The sequence below is a fragment of the Lysinibacillus sp. NPDC059133 genome, assembly GCF_042755925.1.
Classification (GTDB): domain Bacteria; phylum Bacillota; class Bacilli; order Bacillales_A; family Planococcaceae; genus Lysinibacillus.
The window spans coordinates 106441-131573 of sequence record NZ_JBHZDH010000008.1; the positions used below are offsets into that span (position 1 = coordinate 106441).

General features: G+C 35.2%; 21 protein-coding genes and 1 other annotated feature. Of the genes, 12 read left to right on the forward strand and 9 right to left on the reverse strand.

Annotated elements, in window-relative coordinates; all coding sequences use genetic code 11:
* Positions 1-113: 113 nt before the first annotated feature.
* The gene (locus ACFXN8_RS06780) at positions 114-923 is read right to left on the reverse strand and encodes a S1C family serine protease (RefSeq protein WP_386843855.1); all 810 of its coding nucleotides are present in this window, start codon (positions 921-923) and stop codon (positions 114-116) included.
* Between the two features lie 250 nt (positions 924-1173).
* Positions 1174-2160, reverse strand: a complete 987-nt coding sequence (locus tag ACFXN8_RS06785) for a S66 family peptidase (protein WP_386843857.1) — start codon at positions 2158-2160, stop codon at positions 1174-1176.
* A 482-nt stretch (positions 2161-2642) separates the two neighbouring features.
* Between ACFXN8_RS06785 and ACFXN8_RS06790 the strand changes: the two genes are divergently transcribed.
* Positions 2643-3113 (forward strand): DinB family protein, encoded by a 471-nt coding sequence (locus tag ACFXN8_RS06790; RefSeq protein WP_386843859.1) that lies wholly within the window; start codon positions 2643-2645, stop codon positions 3111-3113.
* Between the two features lie 77 nt (positions 3114-3190).
* Here the strand turns inward: ACFXN8_RS06790 and ACFXN8_RS06795 are convergent, their stop codons facing one another.
* Both ACFXN8_RS06795 and ACFXN8_RS06800 read right to left on the reverse strand, forming a co-directional pair.
* The gene (locus ACFXN8_RS06795) at positions 3191-3940 is read right to left on the reverse strand and encodes a LytR/AlgR family response regulator transcription factor (RefSeq protein ID WP_386843861.1); all 750 of its coding nucleotides are present in this window, start codon (positions 3938-3940) and stop codon (positions 3191-3193) included.
* 12 nt (positions 3941-3952) lie between these two features.
* A complete protein-coding gene (locus ACFXN8_RS06800) occupies positions 3953-4816 on the reverse strand; it encodes a GHKL domain-containing protein (RefSeq protein WP_386843863.1) in 864 nt (287 codons plus the stop codon).
* Positions 4817-5847: 1031 nt separating this feature from the next.
* Here ACFXN8_RS06800 and ACFXN8_RS06805 point away from each other — a divergent pair.
* Both ACFXN8_RS06805 and ACFXN8_RS06810 read left to right on the forward strand, forming a co-directional pair.
* Positions 5848-6513: a septal ring lytic transglycosylase RlpA family protein gene (locus tag ACFXN8_RS06805; RefSeq protein WP_386843865.1), complete on the forward strand. Its 666-nt coding sequence runs from the start codon at positions 5848-5850 to the stop codon at positions 6511-6513.
* A 242-nt stretch (positions 6514-6755) separates the two neighbouring features.
* Positions 6756-7865, forward strand: coding sequence for a TolB-like translocation protein (locus ACFXN8_RS06810; protein ID WP_386843867.1), 1110 nt, complete (start codon positions 6756-6758; stop codon positions 7863-7865).
* A 188-nt stretch (positions 7866-8053) separates the two neighbouring features.
* Here the strand turns inward: ACFXN8_RS06810 and ACFXN8_RS06815 are convergent, their stop codons facing one another.
* Positions 8054-9658, reverse strand: a complete 1605-nt coding sequence (locus ACFXN8_RS06815; RefSeq protein WP_376074424.1) for an ABC-F family ATP-binding cassette domain-containing protein — start codon at positions 9656-9658, stop codon at positions 8054-8056.
* Positions 9659-11049: 1391 nt separating this feature from the next.
* Here ACFXN8_RS06815 and ACFXN8_RS06820 point away from each other — a divergent pair.
* From ACFXN8_RS06820 to ACFXN8_RS06845, 6 genes are all read left to right on the forward strand, one after another.
* Positions 11050-12936 (forward strand): FAD-dependent oxidoreductase, encoded by a 1887-nt coding sequence (locus ACFXN8_RS06820; protein WP_386843869.1) that lies wholly within the window; start codon positions 11050-11052, stop codon positions 12934-12936.
* A gap of 344 nt (positions 12937-13280) precedes the next feature.
* Positions 13281-13501, forward strand: a binding site (T-box leader).
* Positions 13502-13551: 50 nt separating this feature from the next.
* Positions 13552-15225 (forward strand): arginine--tRNA ligase, encoded by a 1674-nt coding sequence (gene argS / locus ACFXN8_RS06825; protein WP_386843871.1) that lies wholly within the window; start codon positions 13552-13554, stop codon positions 15223-15225.
* Positions 15226-15396: 171 nt separating this feature from the next.
* The gene (locus ACFXN8_RS06830) at positions 15397-16569 is read left to right on the forward strand and encodes an MFS transporter (RefSeq protein ID WP_386843873.1); all 1173 of its coding nucleotides are present in this window, start codon (positions 15397-15399) and stop codon (positions 16567-16569) included.
* Between the two features lie 117 nt (positions 16570-16686).
* A complete protein-coding gene (locus ACFXN8_RS06835) occupies positions 16687-17283 on the forward strand; it encodes a DUF6434 domain-containing protein (protein ID WP_386843875.1) in 597 nt (198 codons plus the stop codon).
* Between the two features lie 93 nt (positions 17284-17376).
* A complete protein-coding gene (locus tag ACFXN8_RS06840) occupies positions 17377-17535 on the forward strand; it encodes a hypothetical protein (protein WP_386843877.1) in 159 nt (52 codons plus the stop codon).
* 80 nt (positions 17536-17615) lie between these two features.
* Positions 17616-17810, forward strand: coding sequence for a hypothetical protein (locus ACFXN8_RS06845; RefSeq protein ID WP_386843879.1), 195 nt, complete (start codon positions 17616-17618; stop codon positions 17808-17810).
* Positions 17811-17848: 38 nt separating this feature from the next.
* Here the strand turns inward: ACFXN8_RS06845 and ACFXN8_RS06850 are convergent, their stop codons facing one another.
* Together ACFXN8_RS06850 and ACFXN8_RS06855 are read right to left on the reverse strand one after the other, a co-directional pair.
* Positions 17849-18748, reverse strand: a complete 900-nt coding sequence (locus ACFXN8_RS06850) for a DMT family transporter (RefSeq protein ID WP_386843881.1) — start codon at positions 18746-18748, stop codon at positions 17849-17851.
* A 193-nt stretch (positions 18749-18941) separates the two neighbouring features.
* Positions 18942-19676: a helix-turn-helix transcriptional regulator gene (locus ACFXN8_RS06855; protein WP_386843883.1), complete on the reverse strand. Its 735-nt coding sequence runs from the start codon at positions 19674-19676 to the stop codon at positions 18942-18944.
* Positions 19677-20299: 623 nt separating this feature from the next.
* Between ACFXN8_RS06855 and ACFXN8_RS06860 the strand changes: the two genes are divergently transcribed.
* From ACFXN8_RS06860 to ACFXN8_RS06870, 3 genes are all read left to right on the forward strand, one after another.
* Complete coding sequence (locus ACFXN8_RS06860; RefSeq protein ID WP_386843885.1) at positions 20300-21403, forward strand: TcaA NTF2-like domain-containing protein; 1104 nt, start codon at positions 20300-20302, stop codon at positions 21401-21403.
* Between the two features lie 8 nt (positions 21404-21411).
* Positions 21412-23181: a DNA helicase RecQ gene (gene recQ, locus ACFXN8_RS06865; protein ID WP_386843887.1), complete on the forward strand. Its 1770-nt coding sequence runs from the start codon at positions 21412-21414 to the stop codon at positions 23179-23181.
* A 254-nt stretch (positions 23182-23435) separates the two neighbouring features.
* Positions 23436-23951, forward strand: a complete 516-nt coding sequence (locus ACFXN8_RS06870) for a hypothetical protein (RefSeq protein WP_386843889.1) — start codon at positions 23436-23438, stop codon at positions 23949-23951.
* Between the two features lie 181 nt (positions 23952-24132).
* On the opposite strand, the gene ACFXN8_RS06875 is transcribed toward ACFXN8_RS06870, so the two are convergent.
* Both ACFXN8_RS06875 and ACFXN8_RS06880 read right to left on the reverse strand, forming a co-directional pair.
* Positions 24133-24480: a VOC family protein gene (locus ACFXN8_RS06875; RefSeq protein ID WP_376077399.1), complete on the reverse strand. Its 348-nt coding sequence runs from the start codon at positions 24478-24480 to the stop codon at positions 24133-24135.
* Positions 24481-24692: 212 nt separating this feature from the next.
* Positions 24693-24905 (reverse strand): hypothetical protein, encoded by a 213-nt coding sequence (locus tag ACFXN8_RS06880; protein ID WP_386843891.1) that lies wholly within the window; start codon positions 24903-24905, stop codon positions 24693-24695.
* Positions 24906-25133 lie beyond the last annotated feature (228 nt).

Here is a 25133-nt window from a genome sequence, read left to right on the forward strand (position 1 = left end):
AAAAAAATGACCTTCTTAATGTAATGAAGGTCATTTTTTAAAAAAAGGACTAGAAGGCTTTACTTCTGAAGAATTAAACAACTATGTTTTCAACTGTATTGTAGCCGTAGGTATTATTTATTTAATATACGCTGTAACACCTGAACGGGTATAAATAAACCGACACGGCCATATGGATCTTTTTTCGCCGTTGCAAAGACAATTCCGATAACCTCACCATCAGCATTTATGACAGGGCTCCCACTATTACCTCGATAAACAGGGGCATCCATCATCATAACAGGTTCCTTCCAATCTTCAAGGGATGTTGACTCCAGTAAAGTTCCTTCATTTGCAATGCCCGTAAAGGCTAGTGGATTACCAATGAAATACACATGCTCATTTTTGCTATAGCTCGGATTTTTAGCAAGTGAAAGGGAAGGTAGATCATCACCGGTTACTTGCAATAATGCTAAATCTACGTCTGGGTAACTTTCCACTAACTTGGCACCCATTAAACCTTCCTCAGGGAAAACAACGAGTAATGATTGAGCACCTTCTACAACGTGTGCATTGGTTACGATAAGTCCATCTGAAGAAATCACAAAACCAGTACCTTTACTAGAACCTGTAGAGATCTCTACAACAGCTTTTTTATAGGTTTTAATATCTTCTTGCGCTGATAGCCGAGCAGACACCTTCAAAAATTCAAGAGCGGGAATGGAGTAAATTTGAAAGATAAGTGCAAATGTATTCAAAAATAACACAAATGCCATACTCCAGACAATCCATTTAACAATCGGTTTTTGTTTTTTAGGCTTTTTATCTTGCCGCTGTTCTTCTTGTTCTTGAGCTAACGCCTTTTGCTGTTCAGCGAGGACAAGCTCGATCAATTCTTCTTCCGTCAATTCTTCATCTGTTGTTGTTCTATGTATTTCACTCATAAAAGCCCTCCTTACTCAAAATGAAAAGCGCCCAAGCAGGACGATTGTAAAGTGTATTTCATGCAAGTTCGGCTCTTTCATTTGTTTGATGTTCAACAAGACTGTTTGTTCTGGTGTTTTGTCCTCTGCCTTAGTATCGCTTACCGTCAACGAGTAGTGTAAGAGAGAGTACAAGTTCAAGGTGACTTATAGGCAAGCTCTTCCAGCTATTTCCCCTCATTATACTTGAAGTTCCTAGGTTATACGAATGTTAGGAAAACCAGGTTTCTAGAAAGGGAATCTCTTTGCTAGTTGCATTGACGCGTACACGTAAGCCGATGGGCATGGCGTGCAGGGGATGAGTGTGGCAGCAATCAACATCCGCGATGATAGGCATAGTTCGTCCATCTAGCTGCTCTAGCAATACATCATATGGCTTTCTTCCGGTCCCTAAATCATCATATTGTTCATGTTTACCTAAAATAATTGCTGAAGCTTTGTCGAAAATGCCGTGTAGTTTTAGCATGGCAAAGTTTTTCTCAACGACAGCTATAGTTTTAGATGTGTCTTCAAGAAGTAAAATATCTCCCTCATGAATGTGAGGGAAGTAAGATGTTCTAATGAAGCCGTTCAACGTATTTATATTGCCACCTATAAAACGACCTTCAGCAATGCCAGGTTGAACTGTAACCCAAGAGTTGTGATGCTGAGTTTTTTCAGTCGTTTTTTCTAACCAGTTTAGTCGATCATCTGTCCATATAGGTGGAATTGGCATGTTATAGGGAATCGATAATGAATGTAAAAACAAATCTTTAAAATATAGCTCGGTATACTGGACAAAAGGTGGGGATTCACCAAATGTAGAAGCAACAGAAGGTCCATAAAAGACAGGAACACCAGTCATGGCGAGAAGTATAGCAGTAACGTCGGATAAACCGATAAGTATTTTGGGATTTTGCTTAAATGCTTCGTAGTCTAAATATGGCAGCATACTTTTGGCATTAGTACCTCCCATTGTTGGTAAGATCATTTTGATGTGGGGATCACGAAGTAGGGCATTAAGCTCTTCTGCTCGTTCTTTCGGTGTACCGGAGCGGTAAAAATCTCCTTTTCCAGTTAAAGAGCCTTCTTTTATCGTAAAGCCGAGTGCTTGTAGACGTTCCTTGCCTCGTTCATAGCGAACCTTTGCAATAGTTGTAGCAGGTTTAGAAGGCGAATAAATGCCAATGGTATCGCCTTTTTTTAATGGGGGAAACATAAAATACCTCTTTCTATTTAACTTCTTCCAGCAATTATTTTCTGTAGCGAAAGCAAAGCGTCAGCTACAAATGTTTTATGTAACGTAAGTGAAACGGCAGTTACAAATGTTTTATGTAACGAAAGCGTGGTGAGATGAATGCTGGTTTAGATAACTTTTCAGCGTGTGTCCAAACACCTGTACCTGTCGCTACGCTTTTGGTACAAAAGACATTTGCTGAAAGGAGATAAAGTCTTTAGCAGAATATGGACGCAATTATGCCGTGGCATTATTTTGATTATAAGACAAAGCTATTATACATTATTACAATTTTTTGAGCATGTACTTGTACTTTACTAGAGAGTTGTAAAAAGTAACTGAAATGGATAGTTGTAACAGAATAAAAAATAATTATATTATGTAAACTGATTGCTAGAAACTTGTAAGTGAGTTTAGAATTTAATATGATAGAAATGAATTTACGAAAAATGGGGGACGTTTATATGTATCGTCATGTAGAAGACTTTTTAAATGAGTGGTCAGCATCAGCACAAGGTACTATTCAAGTATTAAAAGCAGTAACAGATGAAAAGCTAGAGCAAAGCATCGTGGAAGGTCATAGCTCACTAGGTTGGTTAGGTTGGCATTTAGTTGGAGCTGCTGGTTATTTCAGTTATTTAGCAGGTTTAAAAGTGCCAATGACTCGACAAGAAGATCCAATTCCATCTACAGCTGCTGAAATTGTAGCTGCTTATGAAAATGTAGCAAATAGTGTGAAAGAGGAAGTGGCAAAGCTATCAAATGAAGACTTGCTGGAGGAAGTAAAAGGCTTCACTGGACCAATAGCTAGAGGTGCATTATTACGTGTAATGGTCGATCACCAAACGCATCATCGTGGACAAATGACGGTGCTCCTACGTCAAGCCGGTTTACCAGTACCAGGCGTATTGGGGCCAACGAAGGAAATGCAATAATTTTAGTGCAGCAGATAAACTGTTATCTGCTGCATTTTTATTTATGCTGGCAAGGGGCATTGTCAATCTTAGCTTTATTATAAGATAATATTAAAAGTGGAAGGTAGCGCATTCATCAACGCTTTTTTATAGCGGAATGAATAATGACAAATCGACCCATTTTTCATTGTAATATTTCGATAGGTTAAATCAATCTTTTGAATTTGTTGTAAATTAACAATATATCCGCGATGGCATCGGAAAAAGCGGTCATCCAATTGCTGCTTAATATCTGTTAAATTATTGAAAAATTCATAGACACCGCTTTTCTCAATTAGCTCAATTTTATGAGGATTTGGTGATGTAGCAAAGTAATAGATATCATTAAAAGGAATTATTTTTATATGTTCGCCTATTTTCACTTGGAACGACATATCAATTTTTTGAGCATGAATTTTTTTATGTTTTTGATAAGCAATATATAAGGTATCAATTAAATTTTCAGTTGTATTTGCCTCATTTTTCACGATAAAATCTAATGCCGCCACTTTGTAAGTAAACGTTAGCTTTAATTTGTCCGCATAGTTGGTAATAAAGATAATGGTTGCCAATGGATCTTTACTGCGTATAGCATTCGCTAGCTCTAAGCCATTTATCTCATGCTGAAGCTCAATGTCTAATAAAAAGCAATCTGCTCGATGCTCCTTTAAGTAGGTAAATACTTCAGACGGATTAGAGGCAATTAAAGCAATCTCAATTTCCTCATATTGAAATAAAAAAGAGTGAACAATGGTCGATTGTAGATATTTCCGTTGACGTGCGTCATCCTCACAAATAACAATTTTCATAGTAGACACTCCCTAAAAGATTTGTAGCTCCTGTATAAAATGTTGCTTTTCGATACGCGTGTTTAATGTAACATTAGGATAATTCTGTAGAATTCCCTTCACATTAGCTAAACCAATCCCACGCTTGTCTCCTTTAGAAGAGGATTGATAATCAAAGATAGTCGAAATACTAAAATTTGCATCCTGTAATGGATTGTCAATAACGATAACGACAGATTGTTCATGTGAGGGGAGAATGGCAATATGCACGACCGAATCGGCTATAGCAACACTTGCTTCAATAGCATTATCAATCAAAATGCCTAGCACCCTCGTTAAATCAATAAGGCTCATATGAACAGAGGCAATCGTCTGCGGAATTTCTATCGTAATTTTTTGTTGTAAACGATTTGCTAGTAACAATTTAGAAGATAATAAGCCTTTTAGCTCGACAATTTGCAAATTTCCCAATGTACCAATTATCTTGCTTTGGAATAAGGTCTGCTGCTCCATCTGCATAATATCCGAATAAAAATATTGCCTTAACCCCTGTAAATCTTTATCTTCAATATAATTTTGCAAAGACATTAAAATATTTATATAATCGTGGCGAAACTTTTGCATATCTGCATTCACTTGCTCCAATGCATGCAGATATTCAAAAAACTGCTGCTGTACCACTTCCTTTTGCTGAATCGTCTGCATTTTGTTGAGATTTGTAACGAGTAAACTAACAGTAAGTATAATCAATAAGATGTATGTGATTTGAATAAAGAAATTTACAGTCGTCAATGTCTTATTATCTTGCCCCCCTAAAAAAACATATTTAGGTAAAACATTCCGAGTGTCAGTGTCCCGATAAAAATTAGCAATAGCTGCATTTTCGAGGACAAACACAGCGAAGACCACTTCTTTTTTACAATAGTTTTATAGATGATAATAAGGGATATAAAGCATAATATAAACCAAAGAGTTTCTAGTAGAGTTGAATTAATAGCAAATTGGCTATTGACAAGCAGTGAAAGATTATCTGAAAAAACCGTAAGTATTAGAACGACAATAACATCAAAAAAAGCTATATAACTCTTTTCGAACGAGTAAAATAACAAACTAACAACAATAAAGAAATAGCAAATAGCAATAAGTTTTGAAGCATATGAGAACAATAAGTAAAAAGGTACTATAACAAAACTAATAAATTGTAAAAGTATTATTTTAGTTGGGCGAATAGTAAGGAGATAGAACAATGTCCCAAGAATAAAAGTAACATCTCTTAATAAGTAAAAAAGCATATTAGGCTACCCTTTATATAAAGGATGTTCTTTTTAAATTTTCCAGAAAGTTCTTCTCCGTTAACTGGCATTCTACAAACATAAACCATATTATTTTTGGTGATACACATAATAATAGATGAGCTATTTTTGATAAGCACTTCAAGATGATTCATGTAAAATAGCCTCCCTTTTTTTGAATATTTATTTCGAATAAAAGCATAAAGAGATTCAAGAGAATACCTAATGCTATGAATTTTAGTGAATCAAATAACATTAAATAATAAATAATAAACAGTTTACCTACCTCGCAAAGAATCAGCTTAATACCATATTCTTAACTTCTCTGATTGAAAATGTGATTCGAGCGTAAATAGATTCCTCCGTAAATACACATCTTTCTTTCCTATTTTACATAAATTTCGTGAAAAACGTGAAGAAATTTCTTGAAATGTCATTTATTCTTCCGAATCGTTAAAATAGCTACGAGAGTCGATTTTTTGGGGAAATAACTTTATTTTCAGGAGAAATTATCCTATATGAGCTACTTTTAGTGTACTCTACTTACAAGATATGATATAGCTAGCTAACATTCAATCATTAAAATAGTAATTTAAAAACTTCATATCTTACAAAAAACGAAGGGAAAGATGTAGAATGAAAAAACTATTATTAGGTTGTTTAGTAGTATCCTCTTTAGCTATGCCGGATCTTGCTTTCGCAGCTGATTCAAGTGAAAACATCTCAACTAGTACAGATGATAATACGACTATTCCAGCGTACATGGCACCGGGTACAGTTATTAAATTTAACGAACAGGAAGAATCTGTTGTTTTAAGAGAAGGAGATAATACAACAAGTTTAATGCAATCTAGACTTCAAACAGTGGATAGTGAATCAGATTTACCAGTTATAAAACCTGGTATGATAGTAGTCTATGATGCTTTAGGAGCACCGATTGTGGTTGTTCCAGAAAGTAGAGAATCCATTAATGTTGAAATGAAAGAAATTAGTCCGTTAAAAGGAATACTTCCTGTAGCCTTAAAAACAGAATCGGGTAAAATTTCTTGGTTTGATATTTGGGCAGAAAGTTCTACAGCATCTGGTCAAAAAGCGGATGATGGTGCAGCTCATAAATCAATAGGTTTAAAAACATCTGTTTCTGTAAAAAGTAACGATAATTCAAAAACTACAACAGTTAGAATTTTAGATAGAGGACCGTATGTAAAGGGAAGAATTTTAGATATGTCTAAACAATCATTTGGTAAACTACATTCTACGAGTACGGGGTTATTTAACGGTACGATTAGTTGGAATGGTTAATAATTCTTTCTGATTTATCTATTTTTATGGAGATGAATAGTCAGTTTACACTATCTTTTTTGGCGTAAACTGACTTTTTCAGTGATTCTGATTGAAAGTAGATTCTTTTTAATTAGGGGAAATAGGCTGTATAGATTTAAAAAATAACTGAGTTCCTTATCAAAATGAAATGTAGTGTTTAAATGGTTATTGGTATGTGATAATGCAATTCTAAAATAACTTCGCAAAGGATGAAGTGCATAATGTATAGATTTATTTTTAAATGCAAGAAAATGATAGGTGCCAATGGTATCATTTTTTTATCGTTACTATTAGTTTTGTTTGGGTGTCAAAAGAAAGAAGACGACAGTACGCTTGTTAACAAAAATGAAGAGAACAGTACAACTATTGATGATAATGAAGAACTCATTGTTTCTGTATTTGATAAGGAAGGCAAAAGTAGCGTAGTAGAGATAAATGCTGAAAAAAATGTAGAAAATGAATTAATTAATAATGAAGAGGTTTGGTTACATGCAACACTTTCAGGCAATAAACAATATCTTGCCTATACAAGTGCAAAAGGTGAGGGACCTTGGGAGATTTATTTATTAGACAGAAATAATAAAAAAACTTATCAAGTTACAAACGATACTTTAGGACAACTTATTCCTAGATTTGGTGATAAGGAAGGCAACACCATCTACAGTGAAATAATAGGAGCAACATTCCCTGTCTCCAAGATTGCGAAAGTAGATGTGCAAAAGAAGAATTCTATTGTATTTGATACTGAACAACCTGACCGCTCTGTTGAAATGTATGATATTTCTAAAGACAAAATTATTGGTGTATTTGTCTCTGATAAAGAGAATACGGCAAGACGGCAAGCTGCAAATGAAGATGGTGGACCTATAGGGCAAATTATCTATTCAATATATGAAATGAATTTAGATGGCTCTGACATGAATTTTGTAAAGAATATAAAGGCCGTCGATATTGATTCGATTGCATTGGGACCTAATGGGAGTTCTATTATTCTTGGAGGGAAAAGTATAAATAAAGATGAAGGAAGCGGTATTTATCAGTTATCTCTTACAGACAAAACATTAACCACCATATTAACAGATCAAATGATTAAAAACAGTAAGAATCCCATATTATCAGAGATTGGTCATAGAAGGTTAGCAGTATTGTCAAAAAATGAGCGATTTATTTATTTTTCAGGTATACCTAAAAATGCAGAAGATGTTAATTTTGACGGTATAATTTCTAAAATACAATGCATCTATAAGTATGACATAGAAAATAAAGAAATAACAAAGGTTTATGAGTATAAAAAACCAGCTTTTTTTACGGATTTGACGGTTACGTATTAGAGCATTTCTTTTGATAAAAGGTGATGAAGGTATGAAGAAATTAGTGATTTATTTTCTCATCACCCTTATTGGCTTTTTTTATCAATAAATTAATATGAAGGAATCCTAATAAAAATCCTTTCAAGTAATAGTATTCAAAAAAATACTCTCCCAAACGTATTGGGAGAGTATTTTTATATAGGAATGTATTAGTTTAAGCCTTGGCTATCTTTCCACTCTAGGAATTCATCATAAGTTAATAGTTTATCTAAAATTGTGCCGTCTTCACGTATTTCGATGACGCGGTTCGCAATTGTTTGGATGAACTGATGGTCATGAGATGTGAAGAGCATCGCACCTTTGAAGCGCATAAGTCCTTCATTTAGTGCTTGAATAGATTCAAGGTCAAGGTGGTTCGTTGGTTCATCTAGTAAAACAACGTTTGCTGTAGCAAGCATCATTTTAGATAGCATACAACGTACTTTTTCGCCCCCTGATAAAACTGAAGGGGATTTTTTCACTTCTTCACCAGAGAATAACATACGACCTAAGAAGCCGCGTAAGAAGCTTTCTGTTTCATCATCAGGAGAATATTGACGTAACCATTCCACTAATGATTTCTCTGAACCTTCGAAGTATTTATCGTGATCATTTTCAAAGTAGCTTTGAGAAGTTGTTACGCCCCATTTGAATGTACCAGCATCTGCTTTTCTTTCGTCCATTAGAATATCAAGAAGAGCCGTTTTTGCCATTGGATTACCAAGTAAAATGATTTTATCCTCTTTGTTCATCGAAAAGCGAATATCTTTAAATAGTGTTTCGCCTTCATTGCTTGCTGTAAGGCCTTCCACTGTTAACACATCATTACCGATTTCACGTCCAGTTTGGAAGTTGATGAATGGATATTTTCGGCTAGAAGGTTTAATGTCGTCAAGCTCGATTTTATCCAACATTTTCTTACGAGAAGTTGCTTGGCTTGATTTCGAAGCGTTCGCAGAGAAACGAGCAACGAATGCTTGTAGCTCTTTAATCTTTTCTTCTTTCTTCTTGTTTTGGTCTGCCATCATTTTTTGTGCTAATTGGCTAGACTCATACCAGAAGTCATAGTTCCCAACATATAATTGGATTTTAGAGAAGTCTAAATCCGCGATATGCGTACACACTTTATTTAAGAAGTGACGGTCATGGGATACGACAATAACTGTATTTTCAAAGTTAATTAAGAATTCTTCTAACCATTGGATTGCTTTTAAGTCAAGGTGGTTGGTAGGCTCATCTAGTAATAGAACGTCTGGTTTACCAAATAGAGCTTGTGCTAATAATACTTTGACTTTGTCAGAACCTTCAAGGTCAGCCATTAGCATATAGTGAAGCTCGTCGCCAATCCCTAACCCGTTTAATAATGTTGCTGCTTCTGAGTCAGCTTCCCAACCATTTAGGTCAGCGAATTCACCTTCTAATTCAGCAGCACGCATGCCATCCTCATCAGAAAAGTCTTCTTTTGCGTAGATAGCGTCTTTTTCAGCTTTTACTTCCCAAAGACGTTTGTTCCCCATAACAACTGTATCTAATACATTGAATTCATCGTATTCAAAGTGATTTTGTTTAAGGACTGATAAACGTTCGTCCTTGCCCATTGATACGTTACCTTCCTGTGCTTCAATTTCACCAGAAAGAATTTTTAAAAATGTTGATTTACCAGCACCATTCGCTCCGATTAAACCGTAGCAATTCCCCGGTGTGAATTTTATATTTACGTCTTCAAATAGTTTACGATCGCCATAGCGAAGACCTACATTACTTACTTGAATCATGCAAGTTCCTCCTTTTTTCACAATGGCACTAGTATATCATGAAATATGTACCATAGTCTATAAACATTATTAAATCAACGTTTGGCGTTATTTTAACAATGAATTACCTCAGATTCCTGCCGTTCCACCTGTAACTAATATTGAATAAAGATCTAGATTTTTTCAAAATATGTCCATGTTAGCGTTGTGACTTTACTTCCAAAATGGCTTTCAATGTTGCTTTTTCTATGTAAAAATCGCTTTTTTCTTCTGTTCGCGTTTTTTTGAAGCGTCCAGAAATATCTAAAGTAGTATCGGAATAGTAATCCCATCGTTAGATACCTTAAGAAATGAACATAAGAATGTAACTTTATAGAAAATAATAAGTCTATATATATAGGAGGGATAAAGTATGAATAAATTCCCACTTTGCATGTTGACATTTTCAGCTTCATTGCTTTTAAGTGGTTGTTCTGTAACAAAACAAGATAATGCTGTACAACAAAGTAAAGAAAAGCATACGTAATTAGTGATGGTAATATTTATTACTCTTACACACTTTATGATAATGAATATACAAAAGATGAAGTATATGGCGAAGTTAAGAAGGTAGTACCTTCAGATACGATTATAAAAGAAGATTTAACTTCAAATTATTATGATGACGGAACACTTATATACACAGCAAAGGGAAATAAGTGCATTAAAACAAATCTTAACTCTATAAGGGAGAATGATTTTTTTGAAAAAAATTAGTTTGATCTTGTCTTTTATGTTTTTATCAATTGGTTTAATTGCTTGCCGACAAAATAATGACAAGAAGGTTGATAATGTAACGTTTAATACAGAAAACTTGGAAACGAAAACTGAGGCCATATTGTAGTTTAATTTTTGATCATCATAAAACAATCATAAAGACCTACGACAATTTTATAGGTTCTAGTTGCTTCATTGCTACAATATCGCTAGAATGATTATGTATCTTTTTGTTTTATGTTATACATACATATTTATTGTTTCTTATGCTTTAAATGCATTTGAAAAGTTCTTAAAGTTGATATTCTGCTATTCCAACTCCAACGTTTCACCTCTACGAATATCAGTATAGGTAACTGTCAGTAGAAGACTATTTTCATTATATTTTCATGTCGCACCGTCCAGAAATGTGCTACCACTTGTTATAGGAAATAATAAACTTTGAATTGTTTTAGAAGGATTCTATTTTCCTATTGCATGAAAAATTATTTTGAAGAGTACCTAGACTGTAACGACCTACTAGGTTTGCTACGAACTCATGTTGAAATGTAAAACCGTTAATAACTATATAAATATGTCATGTCAACTTTTTTAAGAGATGAGCATGATTAAAAACAAGAAATACAGATGGGAATTTTATCAATTGGAGGTATGTTATGGGTAAGGGCTTGGTAAGATCAGCCATTTTAATAGTAGTCATTGTACTAGGAATAGGAAGCTATTATTTTATATCAGATATTAGAAGTGAAATGGCACATAAAAAACTTTTGGAAACCTATGAAAAGCCAATTCCAAATGAAACTATATATGAAGAATATGATGTAATTGTCATTGGTGGAGAACCAGAAGGGGTTGCTGCTGCATTATCAGCAGCTCGTAACGGTGCAAAAACACTGCTAGTCGAAAAGCGTGAGGAATTAGGAGGGCTATTTACGTATGGAATGCTCAATTTCCTTGATATACCTCGAAATGACGCTAAACGACCGGTCAGTATGGGTATTTTTAAAGAATGGCACGACCTTGTTAGAGGGAAAGATGCATTTGGAATTTTAGATGCTAAGGCTGCCTTTAAAAAGCTTGTCGATGAAGAACCAAATTTAACGCTTTCTGCACAAACAGAAGTCGTAAATGCCAATCTTGATAAGAATCAGCTAACATCAGTGAAATTAAAAAATAAATATGGCACGTATGTTGTGAAAGGCAAGGCATTCATTGATGCTACACAGGACGCTGATTTTGCTGCAATGTCAAAAGTTCCTTTTTTCATGGGTGGAGAAGATATTGGCATCAAGGATAAAAGAATGGCTGTTACCTTGATGATTCATTTGAAAAATGTTGATTGGGCTGAGGTGAAGAAAGCAGCAAACTCAAATACTTTTGGTGGTGCTCACCTGAATGATTCAGTTATGTGGGGGTTTACAAAACTTCATGATGACTATAAGCCAGTACAAGAAGGTACGAGATTACGAGGCTTGAATTTAGCAAAAGTAGATGATGAATATTACATTAATGCTTTACAAATTTTTGGAATTGATGGCTTGAATGAAGGTTCAAAACAAGAAGCGATTGAAAAAGGAAAGAAAGAGACAGACTATATTTTACAATATTTGAAAAAGAAGTTTCCTGGCTTTGAACATGCAGAAGTTGTGAGCTATCCGGAGGAACTATACGTCCGCGAAACAAGACATATTTGGGCAGAATACCAATTACCGATGTCCGATGTTTGGAAGAATAGTGATCATTGGGATAGCATTGGCTTAGCTGCGTACCCAGTTGATGTACAAGCGCAAACGCCTCACGATTATGGATACGTTATTTCGGCTCCAAATCAATATGCCATTCCTTTCCGTTCTTTAGTGCCTAAAGAAATCGATGGCTTGCTTGTAGTGGGTCGTTCTGCAGGGTATTCATCGCTTGCAGCGGGAAGTGCACGTGTCGTTCCAACGGGTATGGTGACTGGACAAGCAGCAGGAGCAGCAGCAGCATTAGCGATTAAAGATGACGTAACCTTTAGAGCAATGAGCAAGAACAAAGAGCTTATCAATACCTTAAGGGAAGATTTAAAAAAACAAGGGGCTTCTGTAGATCCTTTTAATATGGATTATCCATATAAAGGTGAATGGTATGATAAATCCATTCAAACATTAATCAATTACGGCCTCGTAGTTGGTGGTTATTCGAATGACTTACATGTTGAAGATTCAGCAACAAAGATTAAGTTTGCGAAAATGCTAAAAGAGGGCATTCAACGTGTTAGTCCAGAGAAGATGAAAGTACTAGGCGATAAGCTAGATACCGTTATCTATAAAGTAGCTAAAAAAGAAAAAAGCCCAATTACAAGAGATGAAGTTGCAGAATTCTTGACGGAAGTATTAGTAGGCAAGTCAAGTGATAACAATTGGGATTTATTGATTGAAAAAGGGGTTATCAGTGAAAAATTAGCAAAAAGATTTACTGAAAACAAGGAACTAAAATTAAAAGAGATGTATGCCATTATGGCTGATGTCATCCATTATGAAGAAAAAGAACATTCCCACTTGTGAGGAATGTTCTTTTTCCTTAAGTTATAGGCATTAATGATGTAGATGAGAATCAAAGCACTGTGAGACCTTGTACCTGAAGTAAGGAAAATTAGTTCAATTAGCAACTGTACCATTATCTTAGATTTTGAATACTGACACTGCATCTTGATTTCCGTTTAGGATGTTAAATTGTCGTCAGTCCTTAGACACACCAACATCCATTGGTACACTTAGAGCTGTACCTGGTGGTGTACTTGTAATGCCCTATCACCGAAAGTGTTCTATTGGAATCGATTCGGTAAATTTAAAATTAAAAGACAGTTGACTTAAAAAAGGAACCGTTATACAATATTTTGAAATTACAGTTAAATTCTAAGATAAAGAGAGTAGTTTATGGAGTTACTGGAAAGCGAATTAGGGATGGTGTGAGCCTAATGCAGATGCCATAAATGAAACGCACTTTGGAGAAGATTCTCGAATTAGTAGTAGAGAATATCGGGGAGTCACCTCGTTAACAATGGAAAGTGGTCATATTTATATGGCAACTAGAGTGGTACCACGGGATAACTATGCTCTCGTCTCTATATTTAGAGACGGGGGCTTTTTTATTTTTTTCGAATTGAGAGGAGAATGAACATGAATACACAAATCGCGAAAAGCATCGCTGTAGCATTAAACAACGAGCTGTCTGTCAATGAAATTCAAAATTTACTAGAAAAACCGAAAAATTTGGACTTAGGGGATGTGGCATTCCCGTGCTTTACGCTAGCAAAAAAATTAAGAAAGCCCCCTCACACGATCGCATCCGACATAAAAAACAATGTAAACTGTGACTTAATACAAGAGGTTCAAGTAGTAGGTGGGTATGTTAATATATTTTACCGTCAGCCAACGATTACACAGCAAGTCCTTAGTCAAATTGTAAAAGAAAAAAATTTATACGGGACCAAGCAGGAGTCAAAAGGGAATGTAGTGTTGGATTTTTCTTCACCTAATATAGCGAAGCCTTTTTCTATGGGGCATTTACGTTCTACAGTGATCGGAAATGCTTTGGCAAATATCACCGAGAAAAACGGCTATAAAGCGATTCGCATTAATCATTTGGGTGATTGGGGAACACAATTCGGGAAATTAATCGTTGCCTATCGAAAATGGGGAGATCAAAAAACGATTGAAGCTGCCCCAATAGAGGAACTGCTAAAAATTTATGTGAAGTTCCATGAAGAAGCGGAGCAGGATGATTTACTTAATGAACAGGCACGTACCGCATTTAAAGCATTAGAAGATGGGGATGAAGAGGCGTTAGCTCTTTGGCAATGGTTCAGAGATGCATCACTCGAAGAATTCAAGAACATTTACCAACTGCTTGGCATTGACTTTGATTCATTCACTGGGGAAGCGTTCTACAATGACAAAATGGCTGCTGTTGTTAAAGAGTTGGATGAAAAAGAGCTACTTGTGAAATCTAAGGGGGCTCATGTCGTTGAAATAGACAATATGCCTCCATGCTTAATAACAAAAACTGACGGTGCCACGCTCTATGCTACACGTGATTTAGCAGCAGCTTTTTATCGACAACAACAATATGACCCTAAAAAATCATTTTATGTTGTAGGGAATGAACAATCACTTCATTTTAACCAATTATTTAAGGTCATTGAGAAGATGGGATATGTTTGGGCAAAAGATTTGCAGCATGTACCTTTTGGAATGATCCTAAAAGAGGGTAAAAAAATGTCGACGCGTAAAGGCAAGATTGTTCTATTAACAGATGTACTAACAGAGGCAATTGCTACAGCGAAGCGAAATATCGAGGGAAAAAATCCAAATCTAATGCATAAAGATAGCATCGCACAACAGGTAGGTGTGGGAGCGGTCATTTTTAATGATTTAAAAAATGATCGTCTTCATGATATTGAGTTTTCCATTGAGCACATGATGAATTTTGAAGGTGAAACAGGGCCATATATTCAATATACGTATGCTCGTATTGCATCTCTTTTGGAAAAAGCAGATGAACATAGTTACGAGGTATCGTTCGAAGCTTTAGGGGAGCAAGCTTGGCCTGTTATTTTATTACTGGAACAGTTTCCGAAAGTAATTGCTACCGCCTTTGAACAAGCAGATCCATCACAAATTGCTAAATATGCCTTACAATTAGCGCGCCAATTTAATAAATATTATGCGCAAAATAAAGTATTGGTCGATGACAGCCAAAGAAAATCAAGATTAGCATTTTGTCTAAGTGTATCCGTTGTATTAAAAGAATCGTTAGCACTGTTAGGCATCGCAGCACCTAACAATATGTAAGTATGAATAGCGTATCTACGACATGATGCTAGCTACCTCCTGCAAATAGTAATGTCCATGAAATTGACCGTTACTAGAAAAAATGGTAAAAGGATATAGTGGGAATTCAAAGGTCTAGCAAATTTCGTTGAATTTTTAACCGAATAAATAGAGAGAAGGTTTTTAGAAAGAATGGAGAAAAAGCAATGGCGCGTTTCCATGGTACTTGTGGTTGTTTGTATTTTCTTGGTTGCGCTCAATATGCGTCCAGCAGTCACAGGAATAGGACCACTATTTAATGTACTTTTAGAATCACTCCATATATCAAATACAAAAATGAGCTTTTTAACATCTATTCCGGTGTTTTGTATGGGACTCTTTGCACCATTCGCAGTTCCATTACAAAGAAAACTCGGAACAAAAACAGCTATTACGCTCTTAATAATCATCCTAGCATTAGCAAATGGGCTACGCTTTTTAAAAGAAAGTTATGTACTACTTGTAGTCACAAGCTTTGCGGCAGGATTTGCCATTGCCCTTATTGGACCCATATTAAATGCCTATATCAAGAAAAAATTCCCGACCCGTTTTACTACGGTGGTAGGTATTTATTCATTTGGCATAGGAACAGGGGCAACATTGAGTGCTGCACTAACATTACCATTTTATAATCATTTTCATGAGAGCTGGACGATGGCGCTTGGCAGTTGGGCAATGCTTGCTATCATTGCTCTTTGCATATGGTTCCTGGTTATCCAAAAACAAGAGCTACCAGAGACAGATGGTTGTACGGAAAAAGTTGCACGAAATCCGTGGAGAAATGTCCGTGCTTGGACCATTTTAATTTACTTTGGCTTACAAACATCTTTATTCTTCTCAATGATGTCCTGGCTAGCACCGATGTTACAGGATAAGGGCTTTTCCCTTGGCGCTGCAAGCTCTATGCTAACATTTATGTCTATTGTACAAATGATTGGGAATATTTTGGTCCCCATACTAATGGAAAAATGGTCGAGTCGAATCGGCTGGCTTTTCTCTTTAGGGGTCTTTGGCATTATTGGCTTTGTGTTGTTATGGGTAGGTTCGGGAACTTTGTTATGGATTGCGGTATTCATTATAGGTATCGTATTAAGCGGCTTATTTCCAATCGGTTTATTGTTACCATTGGATGAGGCAAGAAATGACGAAGAGGCAAATAGTTGGTCATCTATGGTGCTTTCAGGCGGCTTCATGATAAGCGCCATTATCCCTATACTCATCGGTTATTGCTATGATGTGACAGGTAACCATACATTTACCTATACAATTTTTATCACATTAATGCTAGGCATTTTAGCTACGATCCTTTTTCTTAAGAAAAAATAATGTGGAGACATGCGCGAATGTACGCGCATGTTTTTTTAAAGGTTGTTTTCGTGATTGTTTTTGCTAAATAGGAACAAATGTTCCGTAATGTAGAGTAAGTAAATATGGAGGTAATTGATGAGACCTAATTTAACGAAAGAATTAAGTATAGAAAGTTTTAACGATTTCTATTGGTTAAAGGAAGAATTACAATCTTTTTGTAGAAATAACGGAATAAGTGCTACTGGTTCTAAAATAGAGATTTCTAATAGGATTGAAATATTTCTACAGACGGGAGAGATTAAAAAGCCTGTCAGAAAATCAATAGCGAAGAAGAAAGAACAGCAAGTAGATTTAAGTCTTGATACAGTCATTACAGAAGATCATCGTTGTAGTCAAAATGTAAGGGCGTTTTTTAAGACAGTAATCCCTAAATTTCATTTTTCCACCTATATCCAAAACTATATTAAAAACAATGTCGGAAAAACTTATCGCGATGTCGTAGACGCTTGGGATGAGGAGGAAGAACGGAAGAGAAACCCTACATACAAGAAAAGCATTGCACCTCAATTTGAATATAATCAATTCATTCGTGACTTTTTTTCTGACCCGAAAAATCAAGGGAAAAGCCGTGAAGAAGCGATTGAAGCTTGGAATAAAATCAAGAAACTACCTGGAAACAATAAATATACATATTCAGCTAACGTTGGCAAGAGCTTAAGATCAAGCTACTGAAGTCAAAGGTAGCTTTTCTTATTGAGCTAACGGTACAGTTTAGTGGAATAAACAGACAATTATAGAGAACACCTAAATATGAGGTGTTTTCTAATGAAAAAAGTTCTTATATTAATTATTGCCATATCTCTTTTTACCGTTTTATCAAAAACAAAAGCAATGATAAATGAATATGAGGAAATTACAAAATCTGATAAAGCAGATGTTACCCTTTATGCTAAAAGGTGGTGTCCTTACAAGACCTTTGGATAAATACAACAAGTCCTACTTGGTCACCTCAAATTATCTATGAGGACATCAATAAAGATGGAAAAAATGAGTTAATCATAATTTTGACCAAGGGTATTGGTACTGGAATGTTAGAACGAGAAGTTCACGTTTTCCATATCCAAAATCAAAGAATAAATAAGGAGCTTGTTGAAGTATCAGTTGAAGTGCTTGTTGATAGCCCAATTGCAATAGTGTTAAAAAAAGTAAAGACTGAGTTATTACCAAACAAAGCTATTATAAAATGGAGAAAGCACTAGCCAAATCTTATTTTATATTTTTACTCCTTGAATCATAACTAACTCTTCGGATTCTGTTTGGGAGTTTTTTGATAGGGGAGGATGGCTATATTTCCTGAAAATAATAATCCCATTACCACAAATACTGTTGCTGTAATATCAAACATAGTAATAGATTCATTTAAAAAAACAGCAGCTAATATGTATCCGAAAATTGGAGTCATAAATAACCAATTGTTAGCCTTTACCGTATCCTGTTTCAACAGATAAAACCAAAGCAACATTGTGCCGATTGAAATAATGAACACCAACCAAATTAACGAACCAAGCAAATAATAATCCAATTTTAAAAAAAAATTTTCTTTTTCGAGAATATAAGCTATAGGTATTAAAACAACTCCACCAATAGACACTTGCCAAGTATTAATGACAATACCCGGAAGATTTAAATTGATTTTTTTAAAATAAACACTTCCAATCGCCATTGATACCATTCCTAGTCCCAAAATAATTAATCCATATACACTAGCCTCACTGGTTGTGATAGATGGCCATATGCCAATTAACAAACCAAATGCTGCTATGACCATTCCTATCCATTCTTGTAAATGAACTCTTCGTTTTAACCATATAGAGGACAGGAAAGCAACCACAAAAGGATTTGTTGTAACAAATAAATTAAATAAGCCTGCTGATACATAATTCAATGCCCAAAAGGTTGCACCCAGATAGATTGTTGTATTCAATAACCCTAAAAAAATTAATGGGATCCATTCCTGTGACCGAGGCCAAGGATATTTTTTATTAAACAAATAAACATACAGAAATAGTAAACCTCCAGCGATTAAAAAGCGAGTGGTTGCCAATACCAAAGGCGTGGTAGAGTTTAAGCCAAACTTTGTAGCTATCGCTGCAGATGACCATAAGAGTGTAAAAAATAAACCTAATACTGTTTCCATCTTTTTGCTCCTTTTAAGTTAAGTGACTTCTCAAAAAAAGAACTGTGATTACAGAAAGAACCACAGGTATCAAGAAGTAACTCGGCCTTTAACCAAGTCCATATTAAAATTTTACAAACATCGGATAACAGTTTTTTACTGAAATTCAGAATAATTTTATCCGAATTTCAGTATTTGCTTAGTTTATACAAATTTATAAGGGGTATTTTCCCGAAATTCTATATTTTTTTCGAAATTGGCTTGGTGTTATTTCCTCATATTTTTGGAATAAACGTGTTAAGGAAGATTGATGTTCAAAACCTACTTGAATTGCGATGTGCAAAATGGGTAAATCTGTATTCCGTAGCATTTCTTTTACTTTATTCAAACGAACTTCCTGTATATATACTGAAGGGGATTTCCCAGTTTCTTTTAGAAACCAATCCGAATAATATGTACGATTGTAATGTTCAAGTGAAGCCAGTTTATTTACCGTAATATTCTCATTGTAATGTTCGTGGATATACCTAATAGATTTAGGTTGTTGTTCTTGAAGTAAATAATGTGAAATATAGGGGTATAGGTCTTTAAGAGCAGAGCCCTGTAAAGATTGTTTATCGATTTCATTCAGGATAAGATATCGAATTCCTTTCCATTGATTATCAAATTTAAAGGAAACTCCTTTATTATATAAGTTTCTACTAGTTAGCATAAAATGAGGAATATCTAAAACCAAAAACTCATTACGTACAGCTGAATGAAAAGTATGATTACACTCGGGAGGAATGAAAAATAATGTTTGGTGGTCTAGTTGAATATCCTGTGCCCCTGCTTTAATATAAAGTTCTCCTTGGAGAGGCAAAATTAACTGAGCATAACAATGGGAATGAGTGTTTTGGTTAGGTGTATAGGTTCTTCTTTCTGCTACAATTTCTCTAATATTTTCCATTTTCAATTCCTCCTACATGCTTTAGGGTTAGTCAATAAGTTTTTGTTCTATTAAAAGCCCTTTTAATGGAACAATTAATTGTCATTCTATAGTTTTTTTATCCATCTTTTTATTCAAATGATCCCTTTGCACTTAAAAAACCCTTTAGATAACCATATCCAAAGGGGTAAAATGGTGCAACTTTTTATAAACGGTACGAATTTATTAAAATCCGCATATAGATAGGACTTTTAGTTAATAAAAATGTGGCAGATATTTCAAAATAGAGGTGCTTTTATGACAAATAGAAAGGAATTTACGTCAATAGGAACAAGAAAATAATCCTACAAGTTCTAATCTTCAACTAAAGGGATGCTGTAGTTGAAAAAGATAGTAAACCAGAAGCAACAATCTTTGAGAAAACAGTCTTTTTTTATAATATTTTAACCGCCAATTTTAAGTCATTTTTCATTGCAAAGCTAAAAAAGAGTCGTTTTTTATAGGTAAAACGAATTTAATAAAACGCGAGAGCGGTATTTTTATAATATATATTGCATAATAATATTATTATGTAAACTTGAAACGTAGAGTAACCTTGTTTATGATAGAATAGGAAGATGTAGAAAGAAAGTTTTGGTGAACGTATGTGGAAAAAGATGCTCATTCTTGGAGCAACAACTTTACTTTTAACGGGCTGTGGCAATGAAACATTGGCAGAGGTGGTTCAAAGTAAAAAGACCGATATGAAATCGGAAAAGGCTGTGACGAAGCAGCAAGAAAAAATTGTACCGGAAGTAAAAGTAGTTGGGGAGAACGGAATCGGTGCAGGAATTATTATTAAAAAAGAGGACGGTAAGCTGTATATTGTGACGAATGGGGCGCTCGTGGCTTCAAAGCCAACTGCGCTTGTACAATTTAATCATGATAAACTGATGGAAGCTGAAGTGCACTATTTATCGACTGCTTATAACATAGCGATTTTGGAAGTACCATATAACGCATCGGTAAAGGTGCCGACCGTCTATAATGGAGAATTAAATCAGTTAGCTGTTTATGTCGATAGCTTACCACACATCATTCAAAAATATAGTGACCGAGTAGCAGCTTATTACATAGATGCTGAACAAAATATACGTATAGGGAGTCCTGTTCTAGAAGCGGAGAATGGTGAACTTGTGGGCATCTATATGAAACGCAAGGAAAACGGTGGATCACAGCCGTTTATATTGCCATTTAAAGATATAATGATGTTATTGGATGAATGGTGTGAAGTTGGTATGAAGCCAAGTAATCGACTAGCTCAAGCCAAAAATTTGTATCCGTATATAGAAAAGAGCGACAAGGAAGAAGTCCAGCAGGCTATTGAGCAATACGGAAAGAACATTTTTGCTCATAATGCCGATGAAATAAAGCTATTTTTAGATACGTTTCATAAGCATTTAAAAGCAGCTGTTGAGGTTCATGATGCTAGTGTCATGAAATCTTTCATAGGTACAAACGATTTACAAAGTACACTAGATAATATGGTTGCGTATTATGGTTCCAAAAAAGCGCAAATTTATTTTTCTAATACGATGATTAAAAACATCAGTATGAAAGGACAAACTATTGTTGTTCGTGCCAAAACGGAATATGTTCTAACAAATTCTACTGGTCAAGAGGCACTTGCGAACTCTATGATGGTATATGAAATAAATAAAAATGAACAGGGCGAGTATCAACTTATTCGTCTAACAACTGAGGAGTGAAAAGTTGGATGGAGCAAGCAAGACAAATGCTACAACATCATTTTGGCTATGATTCATTTCGCAATGGACAGGCACCAATTATTGAACAAACATTACGAGGTCAATCAAGTCTTTGTGTGATGCCAACTGGCGGAGGTAAATCAATTTGCTATCAAATTCCGGCACTCATGCTAGATGGCCTTACAGTCGTCATTTCCCCTTTAATTTCTCTGATGCAAGATCAGGTAGAAGCATTACGTGCTGCGAATATTCCGGCCGCGTATATTAATAGTACCTTGACCGTGCAAGAAGTGAATGAAACGATACAGCTGGCAAGTGCGGGTTATTTAAAGCTTCTTTATATAGCGCCAGAGCGATTAGAGAGCGCAACATTTTTACAAGTATTATCGAATTTATCTGTACCTTTGATTGCTGTGGATGAAGCACACTGTATATCTCAGTGGGGGCATGATTTTAGACCAAGCTACCGGGCAATCCAAAAATTATTTACGTTGTGGCCGCAAAAGCCAACTGTCTTAGCACTTACTGCCACAGCTACCCCAGCTGTATGTGATGATATTAGACAATTATTAGACATTGATGAGCAATCAACTGTGATTACCGGTTTTTCTCGCGACAATTTAGCGTTCTCTGTGTTAATCGGTGAAAACAAAGAGCGTTACATTAAAAATTATTTAGTGAAAAATAAAAATGAAGCGGGCATTATTTATGCGGCAACACGAAAGGCTGTAGACGCGATCTATGAGCTGTTAAGTCGTTCTGGCGAAGCTGTTGCAAAATACCATGCGGGACTATCAGAGGACATGCGTATGTCAGAGCAGGAGCGCTTTTTAAAAGATGAGGCGCGCATTATGGTAGCTACCAATGCATTTGGAATGGGTATTGATAAGAGTAATGTACGCTTTGTCATTCATTATCAAATGCCGCGCAATATGGAGAGCTATTATCAGGAAGCGGGACGTGCAGGGCGGGACGGCTTACCAAGTGCTTGTATTTTACTGTATGCATCAGGTGATGTTCAAACACAGCGCTTTTTAATTGAACAGACGCAGGATGAAACACGGATTGCACAGGAATTAGGAAAGCTGCAAACGATGGTGGATTATTGCCATACAGAAGGCTGTTTACAAAATGCCATCTTAACGTATTTTGGCGAAGTACCAGGGACGCCTTGTAGTCGTTGTAGTAACTGTAATGATGGACGAGAAGTGAAAGATGTAACGGTAGATGCACAAAAGGTGTTAGCTTGTGTCGTAAGGATGGGGCAAAAATTCGGTAAGACGATGGTGGCCCAAGTGTTAATTGGCTCCAAAAATCAAAAGGTCACGGAATTTGGCTTTGCAAGGCTGTCTACCTATGGCATATTAAAAGGACAATATTCCTCAAAGGATGTTTCAACTTTTATTGAGTTTTTAATTGCTGAGGGCGTACTTGCCGTTAAACATGGCACGTTTCCAACCATCTATGTTTCAGAGGAAGGCAAAGAAGTTCTACTCGGGAATCAACAAGTCATGAGAAAAGAAGCTGTTACTGTGCGTAAGCTTGTAGACAATGATCCGTTATTTGAGCATTTACGATTACTGCGTAAAGAGATTGCAGATGAGGAAAAGGTACCACCATTTGTGGTGTTCTCTGATAAAACATTACGAGATTTATGTGACAAAAAACCGAATGAGCTAGAAGATTTACGACATGTTAGTGGGATTGGTGAAGTAAAATTCGAAAAATATGGTAAGCGTTTCTTCGATGCTCTGCAGTCTTTTTTGAAAACAGTTTAAAGAGAAAAAAGGGAAGTGCTTAATTCAGCAGAATTACGCACTTCCTCTTTATTTATTGCTGTTTTCTCAAAAATTGTTGCAGTAAAAGCAGAAAGCTATTTTCAAAAAGATTGGTGCTATTCAACTCTAAAGAACTTAATCATCTTTCATTTTCTATGGTGAAGTGCTGATTTTGCACTTCATGGATGGCTAACGGGGCAGAATACTTCAATAACAACAAAGGGTATTTATAGTAAAATTTTGTTGGAGGGAGAATGAAATTGAGTAAAAAGAAAAAAGTGCTATTTCGGATTTCCATAGGTTTGAACATATTTCTTATCGCAATTGTAGCTTGGGGAATTATAAAAATGAATTTTGTTAAAGAGCAAGTTCTCGTTACAGAAGTACAGCATAATTTAGTAGAACTAGAAGGTTTAATAAAAAATCAGATTGATGATAATTGGTCTGAACCCAATTTGGTTACAACTGAATTAGGAGATGTATTGAATGGAATTTGGCTTGGTATGACTACTGGAAAGCAATTAGGAGCGCTTTCTAAAAGTGACTACGACATTCTGGAACATTTATATTCTAAATTAAATCAATATCCTAATGATGAATTATATAGATTTGTTGATTTAACCGAAGAAGATAAAAAGAATTTTGAAGAGTTGCGGGAAACACTTCGTGAAGTAGGATTAGGATTAAATATTGCTATAAGTGCAGATATGGATTCCTTTATAAATCAAGCAGAGAAATTAAACGAAAAAATTAAATACCCATTAAATTAACATTTACTTGATATTGTGCTAAAGGGTGCTTTAGTAGATGATTCGGTTTTCGAACTATAAAAAAGCAGAGTTGTTTCTACGCATTTTTGTAGATTAGCTCCGTTTTTTGTTGTCCTTCAAGATTTAGTTTTTAGCAAGAATCTTTAAGAAAACAGCCTTATTTATAAAGTATTACAAACCGCTATTTCTCCCAAAGCTCGATCAGTCGACCTTCAGGATCTTTAATCCAAATAAACTTTCCAAATTCACTTATTTCTTTTTCCTTCTCTAGAGGAACACCAATATGTTCAAGATGCTTAATAGTTTCGTTTATATCATGTACTTGGAAATTTAACATTACTTGTTGTTCTGTTGGAAAATAACTGTCATTTTCGTTAAAGAATGAAAAGATCGTCTCATTTCCTAATTCGGGTTTAATCACAGTCCCATTCCAATTGTCTATTTCCATTTTCAACACTTCACTGTACCATTTTTTGATAACGTCAAGATTGTTCGTTCTCCAAAATATTCCTCCAAAACCTTTTATCATCGTATCTAACTCCTGTCTGTCTTTAAATTTTTTCGTTTTTCAATTTTATGTTTAGTTCCTTTTTCAACTATACCTCTCGAATAGTTCAAGTACAATTTTTCACATCGACTATTTTGGTGGGCTACTTTATGTAAAACGATCGTTAGTTGAAGGATTTGATTTCATACTTATAAGATATATTATCATCTAGAATTGATAATATATCGTCTAAGTCAAAAAGCTGTTACACCTGCTGAATAGTTATTTTTGATTAACTTATTCCCTAATATTGAGGCTACATTACCTGTTATCTCTGTATTATTTGAACCAAATAATACGGATTCAATGGTTCCTTCTTTTCCCTCGATTTCCCCATGTACTTCCGCTTTAATTAAATAATCATTTGAGCCAATATTTAATTTATCAAAAATATGTAAAGCTCCCACAAATATATTTATAAAAATATTTTTAAAGAATTTATCACTAACGTCGCATAAATTTTAATTGAATTTTCTGTTTTCTGTTTCTTCCGTTTTTGAAGAAAATAAAAGACTCTCAAATAGAGATAGTAAACATCCATTTTTTACTATAACCTTTGGCTGGGACAACTGACAGTTCAAAATCCTTATGGTACCGTATTTCCTTCGATTTCTCGAAGCCAAATACGTGCCGGT

Excerpts from the sequence above, each read along its gene's own strand:
- ACFXN8_RS06780 (WP_386843855.1), bottom strand. The coding sequence starts at position 923 with ATGAGTGAAATACATAGAACAACAACAGATGAAGAATTGACGGAAGAA.
- ACFXN8_RS06785 (WP_386843857.1), bottom strand. The coding sequence starts at position 2,160 with ATGTTTCCCCCATTAAAAAAAGGCGATACCATTGGCATTTATTCGCCT.
- ACFXN8_RS06790 (WP_386843859.1), top strand. The coding sequence starts at position 2,643 with ATGTATCGTCATGTAGAAGACTTTTTAAATGAGTGGTCAGCATCAGCA.
- ACFXN8_RS06795 (WP_386843861.1), bottom strand. The coding sequence starts at position 3,940 with ATGAAAATTGTTATTTGTGAGGATGACGCACGTCAACGGAAATATCTA.
- ACFXN8_RS06805 (WP_386843865.1), top strand. The coding sequence starts at position 5,848 with ATGAAAAAACTATTATTAGGTTGTTTAGTAGTATCCTCTTTAGCTATG.
- ACFXN8_RS06810 (WP_386843867.1), top strand. The coding sequence starts at position 6,756 with ATGTATAGATTTATTTTTAAATGCAAGAAAATGATAGGTGCCAATGGT.
- ACFXN8_RS06815 (WP_376074424.1), bottom strand. The coding sequence starts at position 9,658 with ATGATTCAAGTAAGTAATGTAGGTCTTCGCTATGGCGATCGTAAACTA.
- ACFXN8_RS06820 (WP_386843869.1), top strand. The coding sequence starts at position 11,050 with ATGGGTAAGGGCTTGGTAAGATCAGCCATTTTAATAGTAGTCATTGTA.
- argS (WP_386843871.1), top strand. The coding sequence starts at position 13,552 with ATGAATACACAAATCGCGAAAAGCATCGCTGTAGCATTAAACAACGAG.
- ACFXN8_RS06830 (WP_386843873.1), top strand. The coding sequence starts at position 15,397 with ATGGAGAAAAAGCAATGGCGCGTTTCCATGGTACTTGTGGTTGTTTGT.
- ACFXN8_RS06835 (WP_386843875.1), top strand. The coding sequence starts at position 16,687 with ATGAGACCTAATTTAACGAAAGAATTAAGTATAGAAAGTTTTAACGAT.
- ACFXN8_RS06840 (WP_386843877.1), top strand. The coding sequence starts at position 17,377 with ATGAAAAAAGTTCTTATATTAATTATTGCCATATCTCTTTTTACCGTT.
- ACFXN8_RS06850 (WP_386843881.1), bottom strand. The coding sequence starts at position 18,748 with ATGGAAACAGTATTAGGTTTATTTTTTACACTCTTATGGTCATCTGCA.
- ACFXN8_RS06855 (WP_386843883.1), bottom strand. The coding sequence starts at position 19,676 with ATGGAAAATATTAGAGAAATTGTAGCAGAAAGAAGAACCTATACACCT.
- ACFXN8_RS06860 (WP_386843885.1), top strand. The coding sequence starts at position 20,300 with ATGTGGAAAAAGATGCTCATTCTTGGAGCAACAACTTTACTTTTAACG.
- recQ (WP_386843887.1), top strand. The coding sequence starts at position 21,412 with ATGGAGCAAGCAAGACAAATGCTACAACATCATTTTGGCTATGATTCA.
- ACFXN8_RS06870 (WP_386843889.1), top strand. The coding sequence starts at position 23,436 with ATGAAATTGAGTAAAAAGAAAAAAGTGCTATTTCGGATTTCCATAGGT.
- ACFXN8_RS06875 (WP_376077399.1), bottom strand. The coding sequence starts at position 24,480 with ATGATAAAAGGTTTTGGAGGAATATTTTGGAGAACGAACAATCTTGAC.